At 55.8% G+C, this 20,523-nt stretch carries 13 protein-coding genes; 10 read left to right on the top strand and 3 right to left on the bottom strand.

The window, feature by feature from the left end; all coding sequences use genetic code 11:
* Positions 1-121: 121 nt before the first annotated feature.
* Together DW003_RS09895 and DW003_RS00120 are read left to right on the top strand one after the other, a co-directional pair.
* Positions 122-1,936, top strand: a complete 1,815-nt coding sequence (locus tag DW003_RS09895; RefSeq protein WP_158573161.1) for a hypothetical protein — start codon at positions 122-124, stop codon at positions 1,934-1,936.
* A 122-nt stretch (positions 1,937-2,058) separates the two neighbouring features.
* Positions 2,059-3,936: an AAA family ATPase gene (locus DW003_RS00120; protein WP_255413727.1), complete on the top strand. Its 1,878-nt coding sequence runs from the start codon at positions 2,059-2,061 to the stop codon at positions 3,934-3,936.
* A 20-nt stretch (positions 3,937-3,956) separates the two neighbouring features.
* Here DW003_RS00120 and DW003_RS00115 read toward each other — a convergent pair whose 3' ends face one another.
* Both DW003_RS00115 and DW003_RS00110 read right to left on the bottom strand, forming a co-directional pair.
* A complete protein-coding gene (locus DW003_RS00115; RefSeq protein WP_118065024.1) occupies positions 3,957-4,976 on the bottom strand; it encodes a glycosyltransferase in 1,020 nt (339 codons plus the stop codon).
* A gap of 185 nt (positions 4,977-5,161) precedes the next feature.
* Complete coding sequence (locus tag DW003_RS00110; protein ID WP_118386904.1) at positions 5,162-6,277, bottom strand: acyltransferase family protein; 1,116 nt, start codon at positions 6,275-6,277, stop codon at positions 5,162-5,164.
* 112 nt (positions 6,278-6,389) lie between these two features.
* Here DW003_RS00110 and DW003_RS00105 point away from each other — a divergent pair, with 112 nt between their 5' ends.
* The 6 genes from DW003_RS00105 to DW003_RS00080 all read left to right on the top strand — a co-directional run bounded on the left by DW003_RS00105 (position 6,390) and on the right by DW003_RS00080 (position 14,044).
* Entirely contained in the window at positions 6,390-7,493 is a 1,104-nt protein-coding gene (locus DW003_RS00105) for a glycosyltransferase (RefSeq protein ID WP_118386902.1), read from the top strand.
* Between the two features lie 6 nt (positions 7,494-7,499).
* Positions 7,500-8,540: a glycosyltransferase gene (locus DW003_RS00100; RefSeq protein WP_118386900.1), complete on the top strand. Its 1,041-nt coding sequence runs from the start codon at positions 7,500-7,502 to the stop codon at positions 8,538-8,540.
* A 74-nt stretch (positions 8,541-8,614) separates the two neighbouring features.
* Positions 8,615-9,733: a glycosyltransferase family 2 protein gene (locus DW003_RS00095; RefSeq protein WP_158573159.1), complete on the top strand. Its 1,119-nt coding sequence runs from the start codon at positions 8,615-8,617 to the stop codon at positions 9,731-9,733.
* 12 nt (positions 9,734-9,745) lie between these two features.
* The gene (locus DW003_RS00090) at positions 9,746-10,813 is read left to right on the top strand and encodes a glycosyltransferase (protein WP_118386896.1); all 1,068 of its coding nucleotides are present in this window, start codon (positions 9,746-9,748) and stop codon (positions 10,811-10,813) included.
* The gene (locus DW003_RS00085; protein ID WP_118386894.1) at positions 10,814-13,300 is read left to right on the top strand and encodes a glycosyltransferase family 2 protein; all 2,487 of its coding nucleotides are present in this window, start codon (positions 10,814-10,816) and stop codon (positions 13,298-13,300) included. It begins immediately after the preceding gene.
* Positions 13,301-13,492: 192 nt separating this feature from the next.
* Positions 13,493-14,044 carry a hypothetical protein gene (locus tag DW003_RS00080; RefSeq protein WP_187361868.1) on the top strand — a complete coding sequence of 184 codons (552 nt, stop codon included), beginning with the start codon at positions 13,493-13,495 and terminating at the stop codon, positions 14,042-14,044.
* A gap of 341 nt (positions 14,045-14,385) precedes the next feature.
* Here the strand turns inward: DW003_RS00080 and DW003_RS00075 are convergent, their stop codons facing one another.
* A complete protein-coding gene (locus DW003_RS00075) occupies positions 14,386-15,357 on the bottom strand; it encodes an Abi family protein (RefSeq protein ID WP_147352166.1) in 972 nt (323 codons plus the stop codon).
* A gap of 477 nt (positions 15,358-15,834) precedes the next feature.
* Between DW003_RS00075 and DW003_RS00070 the strand changes: the two genes are divergently transcribed.
* Positions 15,835-16,572, top strand: coding sequence for a hypothetical protein (locus tag DW003_RS00070; RefSeq protein WP_118386890.1), 738 nt, complete (start codon positions 15,835-15,837; stop codon positions 16,570-16,572).
* 674 nt (positions 16,573-17,246) lie between these two features.
* A complete protein-coding gene (locus DW003_RS00060; protein WP_118386886.1) occupies positions 17,247-20,453 on the top strand; it encodes an N-acetylmuramoyl-L-alanine amidase in 3,207 nt (1,068 codons plus the stop codon).
* The last annotated feature ends 70 nt before the right edge of the window (positions 20,454-20,523 follow it).

Raw genomic sequence — 20,523 nt, 5'->3', positions numbered from 1 at the left:
AGATTTCGCGGAGGGTTGTTGCCGTTTACCGAGGGGTTGTTGTGCAACAACGGGCGAGCTGCAATACTTATTTTTATCTTTGCAAACTGCACTTTAACTACACCAATGCAGGGAGGATCTTATGCAGCCCAAGCATTCTGCGATTGTCGCGGGCCTGACGCTGGCGCTTTCGTTTGGCGCCGTTTCCGCGCCGGCACCCGCCGCTGCCGAGGAGCCCACGCCGGGCGTTGCCTCGGATGCGACCGATATCGATAAGGGTCTCTATACCCAGCAGTCCTTTTCGGGCGTGCTGAGGTCGGTCCAGGGCGTTTCGTTTGTTAACGTGACTCCCGAGATGAAGTACTTCACCAAATATGAGAGTCACGGCAACTATAACCAGGGCTTTTCGTACGGTGACGGTTATAACGCGCTGGGTTATTACCAGTTCGACCGTCGTTGGTCGCTCATTCCGTTTATGAAGCAGGCCTACAACTACAACCCCGAAAAATACAGCATGCTCAAGGATGCGATTGATCGCGGCAGCGAGATTTCCAACACGAGCAATGCCATGTACGAGAACGGCCAGCTCACTGAGCTGGGCCGTATTGCGCAGGAGGCCTTCCAGGGCGCTTATAACATCGATCCTGTTGAGTTCTCAGCTCTTCAAGATGCCTATGCGTACAACTCGTACTATGCGGTGACCGAGGCGTGGCTCAAGAGTGGCCTGGGCATTGATATTTCGGGCCGTGCCGATTGCGTTAAGGGCATGGTGTGGAGCATCACCAACATGTGCGGCACCGGTGGTTGCAGGGACTTCTTCCGTTGGGCAAACCTTTCTAACAGTATGACTGATCGCGAGTTTGTGACGGCGCTTTCCAACAGTGTGGTCAATAACGTGGCGACCAAGTATTCGAGCCAGCCCCAGTATCATGAGGGCTGGAAGAACCGCTACCGCAACGAGCTGAAGGACTGTTTGGTTTATATCGCCGAGGACGAGGCCGCTGCGACGCCCGTGCAGCCCGAACCTACGCCGGCGCCCTCGCCGACGCCTGATTCGAATGACGACTCGAGCGACGATGCCAACGATGACAGGATGGATGCGCCCTCGACCGGTGCTGACGGTGATGGCTCTGCTGGTGGCACTACCAACAACGGCTCTACCTCGAACGGCTCCGATTCAAACGGCTCTGCTGCGGGCGATTCGTCTTCAAGCTCTGCCGGCAATACGGACAGCGACGCTTCTGGTTCGACCGGCGCTGGCACCTCTAACTCATCCACCGGCTCGAGCGATTCGTCCGTTGGCACCGGCTCTAACAACGGCTCCGGCTCTGACGCAACCCCTGGTTCCGATGCTTCCAAGGATGACTCGAATAAGGCGCCGGACGTTCCCGTTGCTTCGCCGGACAAGAAGCCTTCTTTCTCCGAGCAGCTTGGCTCTACGCTGGGCTCTTCGCTGATGGCTGGCGTCAATAACGGCTCGACCCAGAACAAGGGCAACTCTGATCAGGTTTCCACGGAAAAGATCGAAGCCGCAAAGGGCGACTCCAAGGACGAGGCTTCCGAGAAGACCGAATCCGATAAGGGTTCTAGCTCTGAGGAGAAGAGCGACAAGTCCGAACAGAAGAAGGGCGAGGATAAGAAGTCTGAATCTGAGGAGAAGGACAAGAGCAAGGACAAGACCGAGGACGGAAAGCAGCAGGGCAAGGACAGCGGTAAGGGCAACACCGATGACCAGGTCCAGGGGCAAAATGACTCCAAAACGGTGACCACCACGACCACGACGACTACAACGACTAAGTCCTCGGGCGGCAACATGCCCAAGACGGGCGACTTGATTGTGATGGCGAGCCTTGCCAGTGCAAGCTTGGCCACACTGGGCGCTACGTCTATCGTAAGTGGTAAGCATAAGCTCGATCAGCAGAAGAAGGCTTCTGGGGAGGACGGCTTGGAGGAGTAATCTTCCAGATCGTTTTCTATAAGAGTTTGGGACGGGGTCCGGTGCGGCGGCATCGGGCCCCTTTTTTGTTGTGCAACGATTTGTTATGCCCCCTCGGGGGTCTGTTGCTACCGTTGCCCGAAATGTTTGCATGTCGATATTATTGCGCTCTACCCGCTCGCTACAATGGGCATCGTGCTGCGTTAGAAGGAGAGTTTACGGTGTCTGAACAGGTGAATTGTGGTTTTACTCATGCGTTTAGTGCACGGTTGCTCAATCATGCGGATAGCGCAGCTCTACCGGTTGATGCACACGACTTTTCCGATGCAATCAATCGGTGTTTACTCGTCGATAAGACTATGTTTATTGCCGATATATTGGACAGTGAAGCACCTGTTGCGTTTTGCTGTCGGCCCAAGGGTTTTGGCAAGAGCATGAATTTATCGATGCTCAAGTGCTATTTGGAACGACCTGATCACCGGCTGCTGGATCGAAGCCTGTTCGCTGGTACCCAGATTTGGCAGGCGGGCGGCGGTCGCTATCGTGATGAGTACGCGAGTTATCCGGTCATCATGCTCGACTTTACAACTGCCGCTGCGAGGCGCGACGCCGATGCTGCGGCGGCTATTCGCAGCGCTGTCGCGAACGAGTGCGCCCGATTGCTGCCGCTGCTTGCCGCACCTGATCTGTCAAGACGTGAGGTCCGTCTTATCGAGAGGGCGGCGCGTGGGGTGGCCAGCGATAAGGAGATCGATGCGGCGCTTGGCGTGCTTATCAAGCTGCTCCAGGCAGCTTTCGATGAGCAGGTTGTTCTTCTGATAGACGACTACGACGCGGTATGTCCAAAGCGTTTGGACGCTAAGGACGACGGTAGCGTGGATTCCCTAGAGTCGCTCAGCCGAATGTTGTTCGACACCATTGCCGATGCCGGCGACTCGTTGCGATTGACGTGTCTGATGTGCGAACGCCCCGGTCATGCCGAGTTTGCGTTGTCCCAACGTGGGGTTTCCTATCGGTCGGCGACAGCGTTGTCGAGTTGGTGTGATCGATGGTTCGGTTTTTCGGACGACGAAGTCCAAGTGCTGTTGGATTGCATCGGTCGCAACGGCTGTCTGGATGACGCGCGTGAGTGGCTCGAGGGCTATCTGTTTGGTGGTTTTTATTGCTCGAGCCCGGAGCGCGTGGTGGACTACGCACATCGCGATTGCGTCGCGCCCGTTCGGGCGGATCTGTATTGTTACGCCGACCGTCTGGGCGCATGCGTCGGCGACTGGAATCTCATTCGCCTGTCCACATTGTTCGATTTGGTTGAGCCGCATGGGTTTATTGAGGCGCCAGTGCATATGCGTGCCGAGGAGGTCGATGCCGCCAAGCCCGAAGATATCTGGACTGCGCTGTATCTGTCTGGATTCCTTACGACGGATATGACGGGGCATTCGGAGGACGGCGCGTGCCTTCGTTCCCTGCGTCTGCCTAATAACGAAGTGCGTCAGGCGCTCCGTCTTGTAATTCTGGAATGGTTTGAGTGCGCCGTTGAGGACGTTGGAGTTATCGACTCGTTCCATGACGGGCTGTGTCGAGGAGACGAGGACACTGTAAAGCAAGCTTTGAGCTGTGCTATCGGCGATCTGGGCATCGATGTGGGCCAATCAGATATGCCGACAGCCTATCATCTGGCGCTTCAGGGGCTCTGCTTTGGACTGCCCGGCTATTGCAATCCCAGCTCCAAGCGAAGTGGCGTCTCGGATCGCTGGGATATCCAGGTGATTCCCACCGGTCGGGTGTTTGACGTGGCCGACACGCTCGGCATGCTTGATGAGCGACCGCTCATTACGGTCAACATGTTGTACGACCCTGGCGTCGATGCCCTGGGCCTGGAACTGTTGGCGGTTCAGGCGCTACTCGACATAGAGCGCGACGGCATCGATGATATCCGCGTGCCGCGCCCCGCCGTCGGGCGCATGCGTTGGGGCTTTGGCTTTGACGGTCAGCGTGTGTCCGTGGTGTGTCAACGACTGTAGCGGCGGGCGAAAGCCCTTTACTACTCGGCGTCCTTCAGGGGCGGCATGGGCTTCCAGTTGGGATCCTTAACGATCTTGCGGGCGTCCTTCATGCCGCGGCGCAGCGCCGGAATGCCGGTCTTAAAGCATTTGTCGACTGCTGCCAGACGAATGAACTCCTTGCAGAAGGTCGCGGCATTGCCCAGACGGAACAGCATGGGGTGGTAGTCACCGTAGATCTGCATATAGCGAGCGAGGAAGCCTCGGTTGCGCATGATGTAGTAGCGGTTGGTGTCGCTCGTGGAGTTGAGCTGTCGTTTGCCGGCGATATCCCAGTTGGAGACGGCGCGGGCGCGCTTGAGCACCACGTCGGCAACCACGGCGGCGGGGAAGTGCTGGCTGGCCACGTAGCCGTAGCAGGCATCGTCGCCGTAGATAAAGAAGCGCGCGTCGGGCAGGCCAATCTTGTCGACCACGCGGCGCGAGAACATGCCGCCCTCAAAGCACAGTTGGTTCATGGTGCGGTGGCCCTCGGGCCCCAAGTCCCACTTGGCGATGGGGTTAGGGATGCCGAGCGAAAGGATGAGCTGGTACTGCCAAAAGAAAGCGCCGCCGTCAAAGTCCAGGCGCGAACCCTGGATGACATCGTAGCGGTCGGTCCACTTGGCAAGACGCTCGATGCCTTCGGGGATGACGAGCACGTCGTCGTCCATCACCCAGAACCACTGGGCCCCCAGATCGTAGGCGCATTTAGTGCCAGCGGAGAAGCCGCCCGCACCGCCGCCGTTTTCGAGCTGCGGGGCGTAGATGACACGGTCGGTGCCGCCCTGCGCGTCGGGCTGCTCGGTGTCGATGCCCCACAGGCTGGCCAGGCGCTCGTTGAATGCGGTGCACATGGCCTCGGTCTCGCGCGAATTCTCGTTATCGACAATCACGATGCGCCAGGGCGTTGCCGTGAGCTCGGTCATGGAGTCGAACAGGTTGGCCAGGAGTTCCTGGCGCTTGTACGTAACGACAACGATGGCGAGCTTATCGATGGGAGCGGGAAGGGTTGAAGGCATGGGGCAATATATCCTTTCACGCGCGGCGGGCGAGCGCTGCGCGGAAGCTATCGAATACGTCCTTGGGACTGTTCTATTGTAAAGGCTCACCGCACCTTGTCGGCAAGCTTTGAATAAAACGCAGGAACCTGCCACGGGTGTAGCGGCTTTGGCGTCTGACGGCAGCGTGTCTATTGCCGCTTGAGCTAGCGAGCGATAAGGCTTCTAGCTGCATCGATGATGAGAAGCGCCAGAGCAAAGACGATGCTAATGACGGTACCCGTGACGATACATATAGCTGCCGGGCTGTTTTGGCTGACCAGTATGTTTGCGAGCAGGGTGTTGAAGACGGGACGCCACAGGCTATTGGTGAGCGACTGCATCACATAGAAACCGAGCGTGGCGGTCGATAAGGTGACGATGACACCTGCAGTCCGCGGATTGCCTGAGGCACTGCGTCGGGTTGCCGCAAAGAGCAGGGAGGCGGCAGCGAGGGCAAACGAGATCAACGAGGTTGATTTGTAGGAGAGGGTTGTCATGGCCGTGAGGTTGCCGGTGAAGGAGAGCACTCCTTCTAGGATGGTGGCGATCGCCAAAACCGCTTCGAGCGAGCGCATACCCAAGGTGCCCACCTTGTCCGAATCCATGGCATCGGTAACGTCGCGGAGCAGCCCGCCGATCAAAAACGCGATTACGTACGTGGCAGCGCTCATGAGTTTCTGGAGCCAAGAAAACTCGCCGGCGTTTGTCGTACTCATAGCGGCTAAATACCCGTTAACAACAAATGCGAGGATGCCAACGGCGATGACCGTCGTCGTGGAGCTCTTCTGGGAGACTCGACTCTTAGCCAGTCCAAACCATGGCGCCATGAAGACCGTTGCGGCATAGACCCAGATAAACTCAAGGCCTAGCGTGTACCAGTAGTGCGTGCTGAGGGTAACATCGGGAATGGGGGAGACGACCGTGGACCACGCGAGCGCCACGACGCAATAAAACGCAGTGGGCATAACGACCTTGCCCAGACGCTGCGCCGTCCGTTGCATTTGCGACTTCCACGTTGTTCCACCGTCCCAAGCACGCGCGGCTGAGGCGATGAGAAAATAGCCCGAGATCATAAAGAAGGCCTCGTTGGCCCAGCAGCCTAGCAAGTTAATAAAGCCAAGCACGCCGGAATGGGGGAAGGCGGCAAGCGGCGCGTATTCCGGCAAGCCGACGCAGGTCGCTTGGAAGGTCCACTGAAAGGTGTGAAACACCGCGATACCGGCGACTGCGACCAAGCGCAAGGCCTCGATGGATATGTTGCGTGCGGCTTTGGGCTGCATGACGTCCTTTCGTATCAGTTTGCCTCTGCGAGCTCCATAGATTATATAAACGCCCGCTGGCGCGCTGACCCTTTGATACCATGAAACGACAGGTATTTCCTAAGGAGCACATTTGTCTACTAACGTCTCTGGCAGCCCTGTTCTGTCGCTGCTTATTCCCATTTACAATGTTCAGCGCTACCTGCGCGAGTGTCTCGATTCCGCCCTGGCACAGACGCTCAAGGATATTGAGATCATCTGCATTAACGACGGGTCGACCGACAACTCGCCGGCGATTATTCGCGAGTATATGGAGCACGATAGGCGCGTCAAGATGATCGACAAGGCCAACAGCGGCTACGGCGACTCGATGAACCATGGTCTGGAGATGGCGCGCGGCAAGTACGTGGGCATCTTGGAGTCCGATGACTTTATGGCGTCCGACGCACTCGAAAAGCTTGTCTCGGCCGCCGATAGCAATAATGCCGACTTCGCGAAGGCGAACTTTGATTTCTACTGGTCTAAGCCCGAGGAGCGCCGTTCGCTGCACGAGATGTTTAAAGCCAAGGACTGTGGCAAGCCGGTGCACCCGAGCGATACGACGCAGTTCTTTAAGCAAAAGCCGTCGATTTGGTCGGCCGTGTACCGTCGCGATTTTCTTGAGCGCAACGGCATTAAGTTCCTGCCGACTCCGGGGGCATCCTTTCAGGACACGTCATTCGCCTTTAAGGTGATCGCGTGCGCCGATAAGGCTGTTTACCTTCATGATGCCGTGTTGTCTTATCGCCAGGACAACGAGAATTCCTCGGTCAATTCTTCGGCTAAGGTCTTTTGCGTCAATACCGAGTATGCCGAGATTGAGCGTTGGATTCGAGAGGATTATGCCCGTGACCACGCAAGTGATGACGTCGCGCGCATGCTCAAGTTCAATCAGCTCATTAAGTACGATTCGTATATGTGGAACTACGTGCGCTTGGCGCCTAAGTTCTATAAGGAGTTCCTGATGCAGATGGCCAAGGAATTTCAGGCGGCCTTGGACGCGGGGGAGTTTTCGCTTGACGACCTCAAGCCGTGGAAGCGCGCGAATCTCGCTGCCATCCTCAAAGATCCTGAGGGCTGGGTTGACGAGCATCCGAGTTTTGCGACGGATGGTGCCTTGGGGCGTGCTAAGTATTACGCCTCGGTTGGAGGCCCGGGCGTGGTCGCCGCCTTCCTCATCGAATCGCTGAGGGGGTAGGTCGACATGGGAGAGGCCTCGCGTCCTAAAGCTACCATTGTCGTCCCCGTTTACAACTCTGCGCGCTCCATTCAGCGATGCCTCGATTCGCTGCTGGCCCAGTCCGAGCGCTCGATTCAGGTTGTGTGTGTCAACGACGGTTCGACTGATGATTCGTTGAACGTGTTGCGTCAGATCGCGCAGGCCGACGATCGCGTACTTGTGATTGACCAGGAAAACGCGGGTGTCTCGTGTGCTCGAAATGCCGGTATCGATGTCGCCGAGGGCGAGACCGTCTTTTTTGTGGACGCCGACGATTACATCGATGCCCAGACGGTCGAGCGCGTACTGCATGCCATGGAGTCTGCGGATGCCGAGGCCGCCGTTTTTGGCGGCGTCTGTGAACCTGCCGATGCTGCCCCCAAACGCGTCCAGCAACTCATGAGCCCCAAAGCTGGTGCCTTCGGCGCCCGTGATCCCCAACTGCTGTTCCATTCGAATGCGCAGCCCTATGCCTGCCGTGCGGCTTTTTCGCGCGAGCTGCTCAATCGCGAAGGCATTCGCTTCGCCCCCGGTTTGGCTTTGGGCGAGGACGTCGTCTTCCAATTTGTGGCTTATGCGCTTGCCCGCAAGACCGTCGTCATGCCGGACAAGTTCTACCACTACGTGATGGAGAGCGAATCGGCGACGCACGAGTTCAACAGTGCCGAGGCTCGCGCCAAAAAGCTTGACGCCCACATGAGGATGCTCGTGGAGGTCCTGGAGGACTGGGCGGCCTACGGTCTTTTGGACCTGTGCCCCGGCGAGCTGATAACTTGGTTTTTGGACCTCATTGTGTTCGACCTGGCGCGCCTGGATTCCGATGACTTCCACCGCGTGGCGGCTCGCGTCAACATGGACCTCACGACGTTTTTGGGAACGGAGTGGGCGGATATGCCTGCTAAGGGCGCCGTTCGCCGTGTTGCCCACAAGCTCGTTGCGGCGACCGCGGGCGTTTCGATGGCAGACGCAACGCTGTTCTATCTTTCGACTCGCGGTCTCAAAGCCTGCCTGGAGCGCTTTATCTAATTCCAGGCGCTGCCGCCCGCCGCAACTCGGCTGCTAAAATAACCCTGTTACACGCTATCCAACAGGAGGTTCTCTTGCAGAACTCTGATACCCCTAAAGTTTCGCTGCTTGTTCCCATCTGCAATGTTGAGCGCTACCTGCGCGAGTGCCTCGATTCCGCCGTGGCGCAGACGCTCAAGGACATCGAGATCATCTGCATCAACGACGGCTCCACCGATAGCTCGCCAGATATCATCCGCGAGTACATGGAGCGCGACCCCCGTGTAAAGATGATTGACAAAGCCAACAGCGGCTACGGCGACTCGATGAACCGCGGCCTGGAGATGGCGCGCGGCGAGTACGTGGGCATCCTTGAGTCCGATGACTTTATGTTTGAGGATTCGCTCCAAAAGCTGGTCGCCAAGGCCGATGCTGAGCATGCCGATGTGGTAAAGGGCGACTTTTACCTGTATTGGTCCACGCCCAGCGAGCGCCGCGAGCTGTTTGGGATCATCGACGAGCATATGACGGGCGCCGCGTATCGCCCCGTCGATCGCCCGGGCATCTTCTACCGCAAACCTTCCATTTGGTCGGCTATCTATCGGCGCGAGTTCCTCAACGACAATCAGGTTCGCTTCCTTCCCACGCCGGGCGCTTCGTATCAGGATGCGGGTTTTAACTTTAAGGTCTGGGCATGCGCCGAGCGTGCTGCGTTTATCGCGGACCCCATTTTGTGCTATCGCCAGGATAACGAGAAGAGCTCCGTTAATTCGCCCAACAAGGTGTTTTGTGTGTGCGACGAATATGCCGAGATGCAACGTTTTTTGGATGAACGTCCCGAGCTCAAGGCTCAGCTCCAGGGCATTTTAATGCGCATGAAGGTCGATACGTACCGTTGGAATGATGAGCGCCTGGTCGATGAGTTACGCGAGCAGTTTTGGGAGAAGGCCTCTCCCGAGCTCAAGTCCGATTGGGATGCCGGTCGCTTTGACCTGTCGCTGTTCGATCCGCGTGGCGAGACCGACTTGCGTCTGATGATCAAGTCGCCCCGCGCCTATATCGATTCGCGCTTTGACTTTAAGAAGCCGGGCAAGCTCAATACGTTTAAGCATTACTTTAAGATCGGTGGGCTGCCGTTGGTCTGGCGCGTGCTGACGTATCAGCGCACCTACGGTGATAATCCGCACCCCGATGACGTTCCGGTCGCACAGTAGGAGCACTTGACTATGGCTACCCCCAAGATTTCCGTTGTCGTTCCCATCTATAACGTGGAGGAGTGCCTGGCCTGGTGCCTGGACTCCCTGCTTGCGCAGGACATGCCCGATTGGGAAGGCGTGCTGGTCAACGACGGCTCGCCGGACGGCTCGCGCGATATTGCGGCTACCTATTGCGAAAAGGACGCGCGCTTTACGCTGGTCGATAAGGAGAACGGCGGCCTGTCGAGTGCGCGTAATGCAGGCATCGCCGCGTCCACGGCGTCCATCGTTGCGTTCTTGGATTCCGATGACCGGTTTACGCCCGATGCATGCCGCGTGATCGTCGATGCCTTTGAGCGAGAGCGCTGTGATGTTTTGACCTTTGGCGCGAACCCGTATCCGCTGGAGGCGGGGTATCCGTGGCTTAACTATGTGCTGAGCCCGCGCGATGTGTCGTTTGAAGGCTATAGCTCTGGCCTGCTGTTTAAGGAAGCGTCTCGCCCCTTTGCATGGCGCACCGCCTGCAAACGTGAGTTTTTGTTGGGCAACGGGATCGTGTTCGACGAAACCGTTAAGTATGGCGAGGACCAGGTCTTCGATTTTGCCGTGTACGGTCGCTCGCGCAAGAGCGCGCTTATTTCGAACAAGCTGTATGACTACCGCGTGGCGCGCAAGGGCTCACTTATGGACACCATGCGCTATGACGACGAGACGCGTCTGCTGGAGCACGTGAAGATTTACTCCGCGGTGCTGGCTGACTGGCAGCGCGACGGTCTCGATGCTCAGCATGCCGATGACCTGGCGTACTTCCTCTGCGACCTGGTGCTGTACGATGCGCTCAGGTTGCTGGGTTCGGACTGCGGCAAGGTGTTTGCTGCCGTTGCCACGGCACTTGCCGGTTCTGCCGTGGGCAGCGATGATGCGCTCGTACAATGCGCTCCTTCTGTTGCTGCTATGGTGCGTGTGGCGCTTACCAGCAAGGCCCCCAATGCCCGTGGGTGCAAAAAGATCATGTTCGATTACGACGTCTTGAGGTTTGGGCGCCTGGGTGCCTGCAAACGCATGGTAGCGAACGCCCTGGGAAAGCGAGAAGTATAGATGAGTATCAAGCGTTTGGCACTTTGCCGCAGTCAGGGCCGTCTGTTTGTGTTGCTTCGTTTTGCCGGTCAGGATGTCGCCGCGCTTATTGAGCGGGAGGGTTCTCAAGCGTTTGCCCATGCGACGACGAGCGGTTCTTGCGTGCCGTCGCTGGTGCTCCCGGTCGATCATGGCCGCGTGCTGGCGCTTTGCCCTTCCGTTTCCGATTACGAGCGCGAGCTCGCCGTCTTGGTGCTTCCGTTTTTGGATGGCTCGTCGATGGATGCCGTTTTTGCATCCGGTGGCCAAAGGTTGGGCTCCATTCGCCTCGATAGCCGCGTGGCCAAGCTGGAATCCAAGATTAACTACAAAGCAAAGCCTGCGCTGTGTGCGCTTATCCGCGATGCGCAGCGTGGCGAACACTGCGGCCGCTACGAGATCGATGCCATTCGCTATTTGCCGGCAGACGCCGGCGCGGTGTGGCGCTATGAGGTTACCTGGGCGGGAGACCCCCAGTGCGCACCTGAGCTCCAGATTCTCGATACGCACATGAATGCGATTGATGCCACCGTGCATGTGTTTGAGTCGCAGGTCGATGTGCCGCAGCGCAACGGTTGCCGCGTCAATAAAACGTATCTGAGCGTAGAGATGCCTCGGGATATACGAGATTTTGTCGCGATTGTGAGCGATCCCACGGAGCAGATTCAGAGTGGTTTTTGCGCTATGGATGGTCGCCTGTACAACGGCATGGTCGACGACAGCTGGAACCGCATGAAGGACGCGCGTGCAGACGACGCGGCTTATCGACGTTGGTTTGAGCAGCATCGCGCAAAGCCGGGCGATTTAGCGTGCCAGCGTGTCGCTTCGGCGGCCTTTGCCTATAGGCCGCTCGTGAGCATTGTGGTGCCGTGCTACAAGAGTGATCGGGTCTACCTGCGCGAGCTGCTGGGTTCGGTGCTAGCCCAGAGCTATGACAACTGGGAATTGCAGCTGATGGACGCCTCACCCGAATGGGATGCGGTGGCCGACCTTGCGGCGGACGCCAACGACGAGCGCATCCGTCGCATCGAGCTTCCCGGCAACGGCGGCATTGTGCTCAACACCAACGCAGGTATCGAGCAAGCGACAGGCGACTACATCGCATTCTTGGACCACGACGACATCTTGGAGCCGGATGCGTTGTTCCACTATGTCGCCGCGCTGAACAAGGAGGACGAGGACGAGCGTCCTCAGGTCCTATTCTGCGACGAGGACATGTTCCAGAAAACGGGGGAGTGGGGTCAGCCGGTCTTTAAGACGCAGCTTAACGTCGACCTGCTCTATAGCCATAACTGCGTGACGCATTTTCTGATGGTGGAGAAGGCACTCATCGACCGTATTGGCATGTCGCCGGAAGACGTCGCGGGCGCCCAGGATTACGATCTTACGCTTCGCTGCCTTGCGGCGGGCGCGCGGTTTGAGCATGTCGCGCACGTGCTGTATCACTGGCGCGTGCATCCGGGATCGACCGCCGATGGTTCTGCCGATAGCAAACCGTATGCCATCGAGGCCGGGCGCCTTGCGCTGCAGCGCCACCTTGACTCGCTGGACGTTCGCGGAACGGTCGAGGATGCCGAGACGCCGTTTGTCTATCGCATACGCTATGCACTACCGGAGCCTGCGCCGCTGGTGAGCATTGTGATTCCCACCAAGGACCACGTCGAGACGCTCGATGTCTGCGTGATGTCGATCGCTCAGAAGGTCACGTATGCCAATTACGAGATAGTTTTGGTGGAGAACAACAGCGAAGCCCCGGAGACGTTTGCGTATTACGAAACCCTGCCAGAGCGCGTGGCTGCAGCATCCGAAGGCAAGGGCATGGCGCGCGTTGTGTACTGGCCGGGCGAGTTCAATTACTCCCAGATCATCAACTTTGGCGTTGAGCATGCCAAGGGCGATTACCTGCTGCTGCTCAACAACGATACCGAGGTCATAAGCCCCGACTTTATCGAAGAGATGATGGGCTATCTGCAGCGTCCCGATGCGGGCGTGGTGGGCGCCAAACTCTATTTTGCCGATCATATGGTGCAGCATGCCGGCATTTTAGTTGGCGTGCGTGGCGCACTTGCCCATGCCAACCAGGACTTCTCGGCAAAGCGCGAGGGCTATCTTGCCCGTGCTGTGCGCCCGGGCAACTTTAGTGCCGTAACGGGCGCCTGCCAGATGGTCCGTCGCGATGTGTTTGAGCAGGTCGGCGGCTATAACGAGGAATTCGCCGTCGGATTTAACGATGCAGATTTTTGTCTACGCGTATGGGAGGCTGGCTACCGTACTATCTTTACGCCTTATGCCGAGCTGTACCACTACGAGTTCACCTCGCGCGGCAGGGAAGAGGCCAACGAGGAAAAGCTGCGCCGCTGGAAGCGCGAGCAAGCTCTGTTCATGCAGCGCTGGCCTGAGTTCTTCTTGACGGGCGATCCATGGTTGGGGCCGAACTTATCCGCTGAGAGCGAGTATTTCTCGGTCTAAGGCAATGGTTTTTAGGAAGTCCTTAACTTTCTTTCGCTATGAGCTTGGAAGAAAGCAAGGTTGGACTACTTACTAAGACAAATTACGAAAGCTCGATACTTCCGCGATAAGTTTATACAAGCTTATACAGCTCGATATTATTCGATATAAGTAGATATTGCACTTGCCTTTGCTGGTTTACCCGCCGGTGTTATGGATCTTATTAACGGCAAGGCGCTTACGTTCTTGCGTCGTGCCCTCCCCGAAGATCTGGCGCCTATCAACCAGGTGGAGGTAGCTCTCTCTATGGGCGATAGCTTTGTCGCGACTGGTTTGACCATAGAGGACAATCTTCTGTCGAGAGCCGCTAAGGCCACTAAGGGCTATGCCTATCTGGTGCAACTGGTCGGTTATTCCATTTGGCAGCGCGCCAAAAGTGCCATTGTGAGCGAGCGCGACGTCACCGAAGGCATTGCGCTGGCAGAGGCTCGTTTTCACGATGTTGTTCACGAGCCAGCGATTTCCGGACTGGGGCCTAACGATATCAAATACCTTTTGGCGATGTGCGAGGACAAACAACAGTCCAAATCATCCGAGATTGCCAAGCGCATGGGTAAAAAGACCAATGAGATCAGCTCTATTAGGGCCAAACTGCTACAAAGAGAGGTTATTCAGACGCCGCAGAGGGGCTATGTGCAGTTTGCCGTGCCGGATCTAGATATCTATCTGCGAGAGAATGCCGAGGAGATTCTCGAACGGTTCTAAATCGAGGCTTCCATCCAGGTCCACGACTGTTGAGGTAACCGTCATGAGCTCCCTAAAATGACGTTGACGAGTGGGTTATATTATCTCTTCTGCTCTTGCGAGCCCGGAGTGCTGCTGGTTGCCGTCTGAGTCAGTGATTAATGATTAGGATTTAGAGGGATGAGCTAATCGAAAACCGATGGGAGTATCGCCCAGAAGGACATAGCGCCTTATACTTCGCTTGCCATGGTGGCGCTCTAGGTGCTCGAAAAAAGAAGGGCCCGAACTTGTCGGGCCCTTCCAGGTGTCGCCCGAAGGCTACCACCGCTGTTGTTAAAAAGTCTACCACAACATTCTGTCCTCTACGATTTCGTGACATATATCTTCAGAAGTTTGAGCTTTTTCTGGGTTTCGGTGCGCACAAAGCTGCCGTAGATTCCAAGAGGAAGCTCCTTCTTGTAGCGAAGTAGAATACCCTCGTAATCGGAAACAAGCCGCTTCCTATCAGTCTTGGGCAGCTTCAGAAGTCCAAGAAGATAGACGACGAGAATAACGTAGTCGGTGATATCGGAGAAGTTGATTAAGCCGATGTTCGTCTCACTTTTCAAGAGCTTCCCGACGTTCTTCGAGATGTCGCCTGTTTTGAATCGAACATCCGAGACGATGGCGTTGTGAGCGATGGCGTTCCTCAGGTCCTTGAGCGCAAAGATGATGGAGAGAAGGAGGGACTCTGAATCATATTGGGAGGGCATCCCCAAGTCGGTGACGATGGCACCTTTAATGGGACGATCGAGGCAGGCGTAGAAATTGCCGAACTCTCCCAGGGTCATGGACTCGAAGATAGCCCAGATCGGGATCGTTCTCCCTCGATCGCGAAAGTGTTTGAAAAATGGCTTTTTGTCCTGCTCACGGAAAATTAGCCCGTCAACGTTTTGCCGCAGTCTGAGCCTTTTCGCCCAAGACTTCTTGTAGTCACCCGTACCGGGATTATATCCTCTGTATGCCGTCAGACAGCTCCTGTAGATATCATCGAAGTCTTCGCTTTTGGCATAGCTAAGCACTGCTTCTAGCGTGTAGTTCTTTAGGGCGGTTTCAATTGTCATGATATGTGGATAGAGCAGGGTCTTGATCTGCATATCCATGGCGTGAAGAGATATAATCTGGTTGAAATCGCTGATGTGGAGCCTATTCGACGAATCTCCCACGAACCGAAACCCTTTGTATCCATGGTAGTAGCCGATGTTCTTGAGCTTTCGTTTTTGCCCTGAACCACCGATTGAAATCCCTTGATTCCGGAGATGCTTCATAAGGGAGTTGGTGGATTTGGGCGGCACGGTAGAGCCTTTCTGTCAACAGTTTAATTTGATGGGATTGTATCACGGTGGGGGTCATCGTTTCACTTTGCGTTTGCTGCCTTTGTAAGGGCTAGGTTAGGCTTTCACGTTTATGATGACAACAGGACGCCTCAATATCGGTGGCCCATGGTGCTGGATCTAGATTATGTTTGCCATGTTTGATAACGAGTGGCTAATACTAAGTGGTTTCGATTGCTGCTCCAACGTAAGCGGTGCATGGTTGAATGCGTCTGGTTCTGTTTTGGTTAAATAGGCCCAGACTGGTCAATTGGCTTATGGTTCGCGAAAGCGACGGCTATTACCGAGGAGCATGCTGCGGTCCATTGGCTTAATCGCGAGAACGAGAATTGCCCACTCTATCAGCAGCGCAGTATATTATCTTTGAAACTGATGCTTAGTGGTTCCGCGTTTCTGCCGTCGAGCCCTTATTCTTCCCCCACATGTGGAGGCTTGCCCATGATAGAGATTTGGCACATTGAAAAAGACAATGCGGCGGGCATGTTCGCACAAAGCGTTGATAGTAACGGTACAGATTTGCCGCCAGCCCTCCCTTGGGTCGAGCCTTCCCTCAATAACCTATGGCTTGAGGCGTGTAGCTCTCATTTGTGCGGAAACTACCAAGCTGCAATTATTGCTACCTCTGTTCTTCTTGAATTCACCTTAAGAATGGTTGTTTCGAACCTTGATGAAGTGCCATCAATACGAAAAGACCACGGTGAGATGTTTGAGAACCAAACCTTGAGGCCAGTCATCAACTCTGCGAAAAGTAAAGGGCTTTTGTCGGGCAATACAAAGAAATGGTGGGAAGCTTACTGCGAGCATATTCGAAACAAGATTTGCCATGGCGATTTGCTGCATATTCTTGACGACTGCAGAGATGTTCCTCAGTTCGTTGATTATTTCAATCCCATAGAATCGAGAGAGAATACAGAGCGGTATTCTTACGAGCAAGTTATTACACATCCTGCGGTATTTCATCATAAGACAGGCAGAAGATTCTCAAAGTATTTTCTCCACGATGCCTACGGCAAGCTATCCGAACTTATAGGGCAAACGGAATGGGATGAGTACGATGAGTGGTGGGAATCGCAAAAGGTTGCTTACGATAGCTTTTTTGCATACCGTTGGAATTATCCATCTCTTAAAAGTGGCATACAATCCGCGCGTAGGCCATTTGGATCCGCAGGCGAATGATGACTTAGCTTAGTTGCGTTTCTACTGGTTATTGCGGTTGGCGGTCGTTTGTTCCTGCCAAGATTCAACCGGATTGCATCCGCGAATACCTCAACCAAAGGATTACCTCTTGCTTTCTTGTAGTCAAACACCTAGCTAACGCGCGCCAGGAGAACCTCCTCATCGGGACGCTGCATACGTTCTCGGCGCCGTGTGCGTCATTGGCTGTGCTCACCGACAACATGAGGAGCATGATCCTCCGCCACGGCGACGGATGCGATGGTCCTCACGAGCAATATCGCCCTGAGCGGGCGGGATGAGTTCTTCATGAGAGGCGATACGTTCCTCCGTGCCCTTGACGGACTGTTCGACAAGGCATCGGGGCTCGTGATGCGGAATCCGAACACCGCGGCAGGGAGCTCGACCCTCGATCGGTGGAAGTTGTCCCACGGGCGACGAAGGTAGGGGGGCTAGTTCAGGGGGGGGGGCATAGGAAAGCACCAGGAAAGTCATAGATACAAAAACTTTAAACCCTTTCTATTGTTTGCTCTACTAGTCGGATTTGCTTCACGGAGTATTGATATTCAAAGGAAGTAACAACAATCCCCGCGCTTTAAGTAACTGGACTTCCGATGTGAGACTGATTGTTAGATAATTATTCTTCAGTAACAATTATTTGTGACAGGGGATTCGATATGAAAAACGCGTTGCGTGCCTCAACTGTTTTTTCTATGGCTACACTTTTGGCTGCCTCATCTTTGATTGGTCCTGTAACTGCTGCTTATGCTGCGAATAACGTGCAGTCTATGGACGTTGCGTCTGGTGCTGTACCCGTAGATGATAGCGTGACCTCGCGTGTCGAGGACTCCATCGACGGTGAAGACGTGGCCGTTGATCAGTCGCTGCCAGTGAATGCTATGGAATCAGAGGATGAGGGTTTCAGGGTAGACGTTTCCGCGCCCGAACACGAGGCCGAATCGGTTGATTCTTCTTTTCAATATGTCTATCTGTCCTACCCGAGTCTTCCCGGCGGGACTGATCAAGTTGTCGCCTTTGCTACTCCCGATGACGGCGACACCCTTGCTTCCGCAACGCTTAACTATGTAAGTGCCAATGGAGTACAGGGAACCACGGTTGCATCTGAATCAGCTGGTAATTCGGCTGCTTTTGTATTTGGCTCGACGTTGAAATCCAATACTTACTTTCTGACTTCGATAACCTACGTTTTGCAGGGTGATGGCACTGAACATGTAGTGGATCTCTCTGACAGGGATTATTCGTTTACGGTCGTTGATAGCTCCGTGAGCTCCGAGGGCACTTCTGTTTACTATGCGGACGGCGAAGGTAATGCCGTTGAGGCCCAGTCGATTCAGCAGGCATTGGAATGCGCTGATTCGCCTGATGGCATATCTACCTACGCTGAGCGCTCCGCGCGCAATGTTGGGGTGATTGCACTTGATGCCGGCCATGGCGGAGTTGATTCCGGCGCGCAGGGAAATGGCAAGAGTGAAGCCGACCTTACCTGGAAGATCATGACAGCCTGCAAAAATAAACTTGAAGCCTACGGCTTTAAGATCGTTCTTGCACGCCAGCAGTCCGGCTACTATCCCAGCAATGATTATCTTTATCGCGTACAGCGCTGCATCGATCAGGGCGCACAGGCATATGTTAGTTTCCATATCAACTCTGGGTCTTCTGGAGCTCACGGCGCAGAAGTCTATGCTCCTACCGCAAATGGCACCGACTACACACAGGTTTCGGTTGAGCTTGCCAACAAGGTCATGAACAACCTTGCTGCTATGGGACTAACATACCGCGGCGTATTTCAAATGGAGGTAGGCGACGAGTTCGCCGTTATCCGCTGCGCTCGCGAGCAGGGAATTCCAGGTATTCTTATCGAACATGGCTTTATCTCGAATTACGGTGATGTGGTCAACTATTTCTCGGACGATGGTTGCCGCCGTCTTGGCGAGGCTGACGCTGCCGCAATCATCGCGCAGTTCCCGCATCCCTACTCCGTCAATGGAATTTCCTTCTCGGAAGAACTGGGACATGCAGGGTCAACGGTAAAAATCGGTGTAAATGTTAGCGGCAAGACTGATGGCCTTAGATATAAGTTTGTTTGGCATAGGGCTGGGTCTGATTGGAGTGATTCCAATTGGGGTGTAATCGGTCAAGACTTAACTTCGCCATCGATTTCTTGGACCCTGCCCCAGGCTGGCGAATATGAGATCTATGCTGATGTCATTGACTCCAATGGGTATGTGACTAGCACTTCTAAATACAAAGTTGTTAATTGGTCTCTTGAGTCGCTCGAAGTCTCGGGCTCCGCCCTCTGCGGCAAGCCGGTCAAGCTGCAGGCCAAGGTGTCCGGCGACGCCTCCGGCCTCAAGTACAAGTTCGTCTGGGAGAAGGGCGGCTGGGCCAAGTGGGGCGTCGCCCAGCAGCCCTCCGCTTCCTCCTCCTGCGAGTGGACCCCGACCGAGCCGGGCGAGTACACCGTCTACCTCGACGTGATCGACGGCTCCGCCGAGAGGCACCTGACCCGCAAGGTCACGGTCGGCGAGCGCTACTCCGTCGAGTCGCTCGAAGTCTCGGGCGACGCCCGCTGCGGCAAGCCGGTCAAGCTGCAGGCCAAGGTGTCCGGCGACGCCTCCGGCCTCAAGTACAAGTTCGTCTGGGAGAAGGGCGGCTGGGCCAAGTGGGGCGTCGCCCAGCAGCCCTCCGCTTCCTCCTCCTGCGAGTGGACCCCGACCGAGCCGGGCGAGTACACCGTCTACCTCGACGTGATCGACGGCTCCGCCGAGAGGCACCTGACCCGCAAGGTCACGGTCGGCGAGCGCTACTCCGTCGAGTCGCTCGAAGTCTCGGGCGACGCCCGCTGCGGCAAGCCGGTCAAGCTGCAGGCCAAGGTGTCCGGCGACGCCTCCGGCCTCAAGTACAAGTTCGTCTGGGAGAAGGGCGGCTGGGCCAAGTGGGGCGTCGCCCAGCAGCCCTCCGCTTCCTCCTCCTGCGAGTGGACCCCGACCGAGCCGGGCGAGTACACCGTCTACCTCGACGTGATCGACGGCTCCGCCGAGAGGCACCTGACCCGCAAGGTCACGGTCGGCGAGCGCTACTCCGTCGAGTCGCTCGAAGTCTCGGGCGACGCCCGCTGCGGCAAGCCGGTCAAGCTGCAGGCCAAGGTGTCCGGCGACGCCTCCGGCCTCAAGTACAAGTTCGTCTGGGAGAAGGGCGGCTGGGCCAAGTGGGGCGTCGCCCAGCAGCCCTCCGCTTCCTCCTCCTGCGAGTGGACCCCGACCGAGCCGGGCGAGTACACCGTCTACCTCGACGTGATCGACGGCTCCGCCGAGAGGCACCTGACCCGCAAGGTCACGGTGGAGGGTACTCCAATTATGGGAAGTCTGCAGACTTCAGTTGATGCTATGGTGAACTTATATGAATCAACAGGACATACATATCCCTCAGACGAATTTGTTTCAAAGGGGGCACCTACTATTCGTGATTTTTGTTCATTAATTGTCGAAGCCGCTGTTTCTGAAGGGGTTCGTCCGGAAGTTGTTTTTGCTCAGGCTATGCTTGAGACTGGATGGTTGCAATTTGGAGGTTCCGTAAAGCCGAATCAGTGCAATTTCGCCGGACTGGGCGCCGTCAATCAACAATCGGGAGGCGCTAGATTTGACGATGTATATCAGGGCTTGCTTGCACAAGTCCAGCATCTTAAAGGATATGCTACTGGTGCGGCGTTGAATAACACTTGTGTGGATCCTCGATATGAAGTCCTTCAGTCTAAGGGTTTTCTCGGAGTTGCGCCATATTTGGAAGATTTAAACGGCCGCTGGGCTGTTCCGGGTGACACATATGGTCAGAATATTGCGCGCATTATTTCTTTAATTGGCTAATATCAATATGAATTCTCTAGGTCGACTGCGCTGGTTGAAGTCGACCTTACTTGTATGGTAAATCTTGGCC

Origin of the sequence: Collinsella sp. AF36-3AT, assembly GCF_003475205.1 — a bacterium.
Taxonomy (GTDB): Bacteria; Actinomycetota; Coriobacteriia; order Coriobacteriales; family Coriobacteriaceae; genus Collinsella; species Collinsella aerofaciens_AF.
The sequence above is the reverse complement of the archived record's forward strand: the minus strand, read 5'-3'. Positions and strand labels throughout refer to the sequence as shown.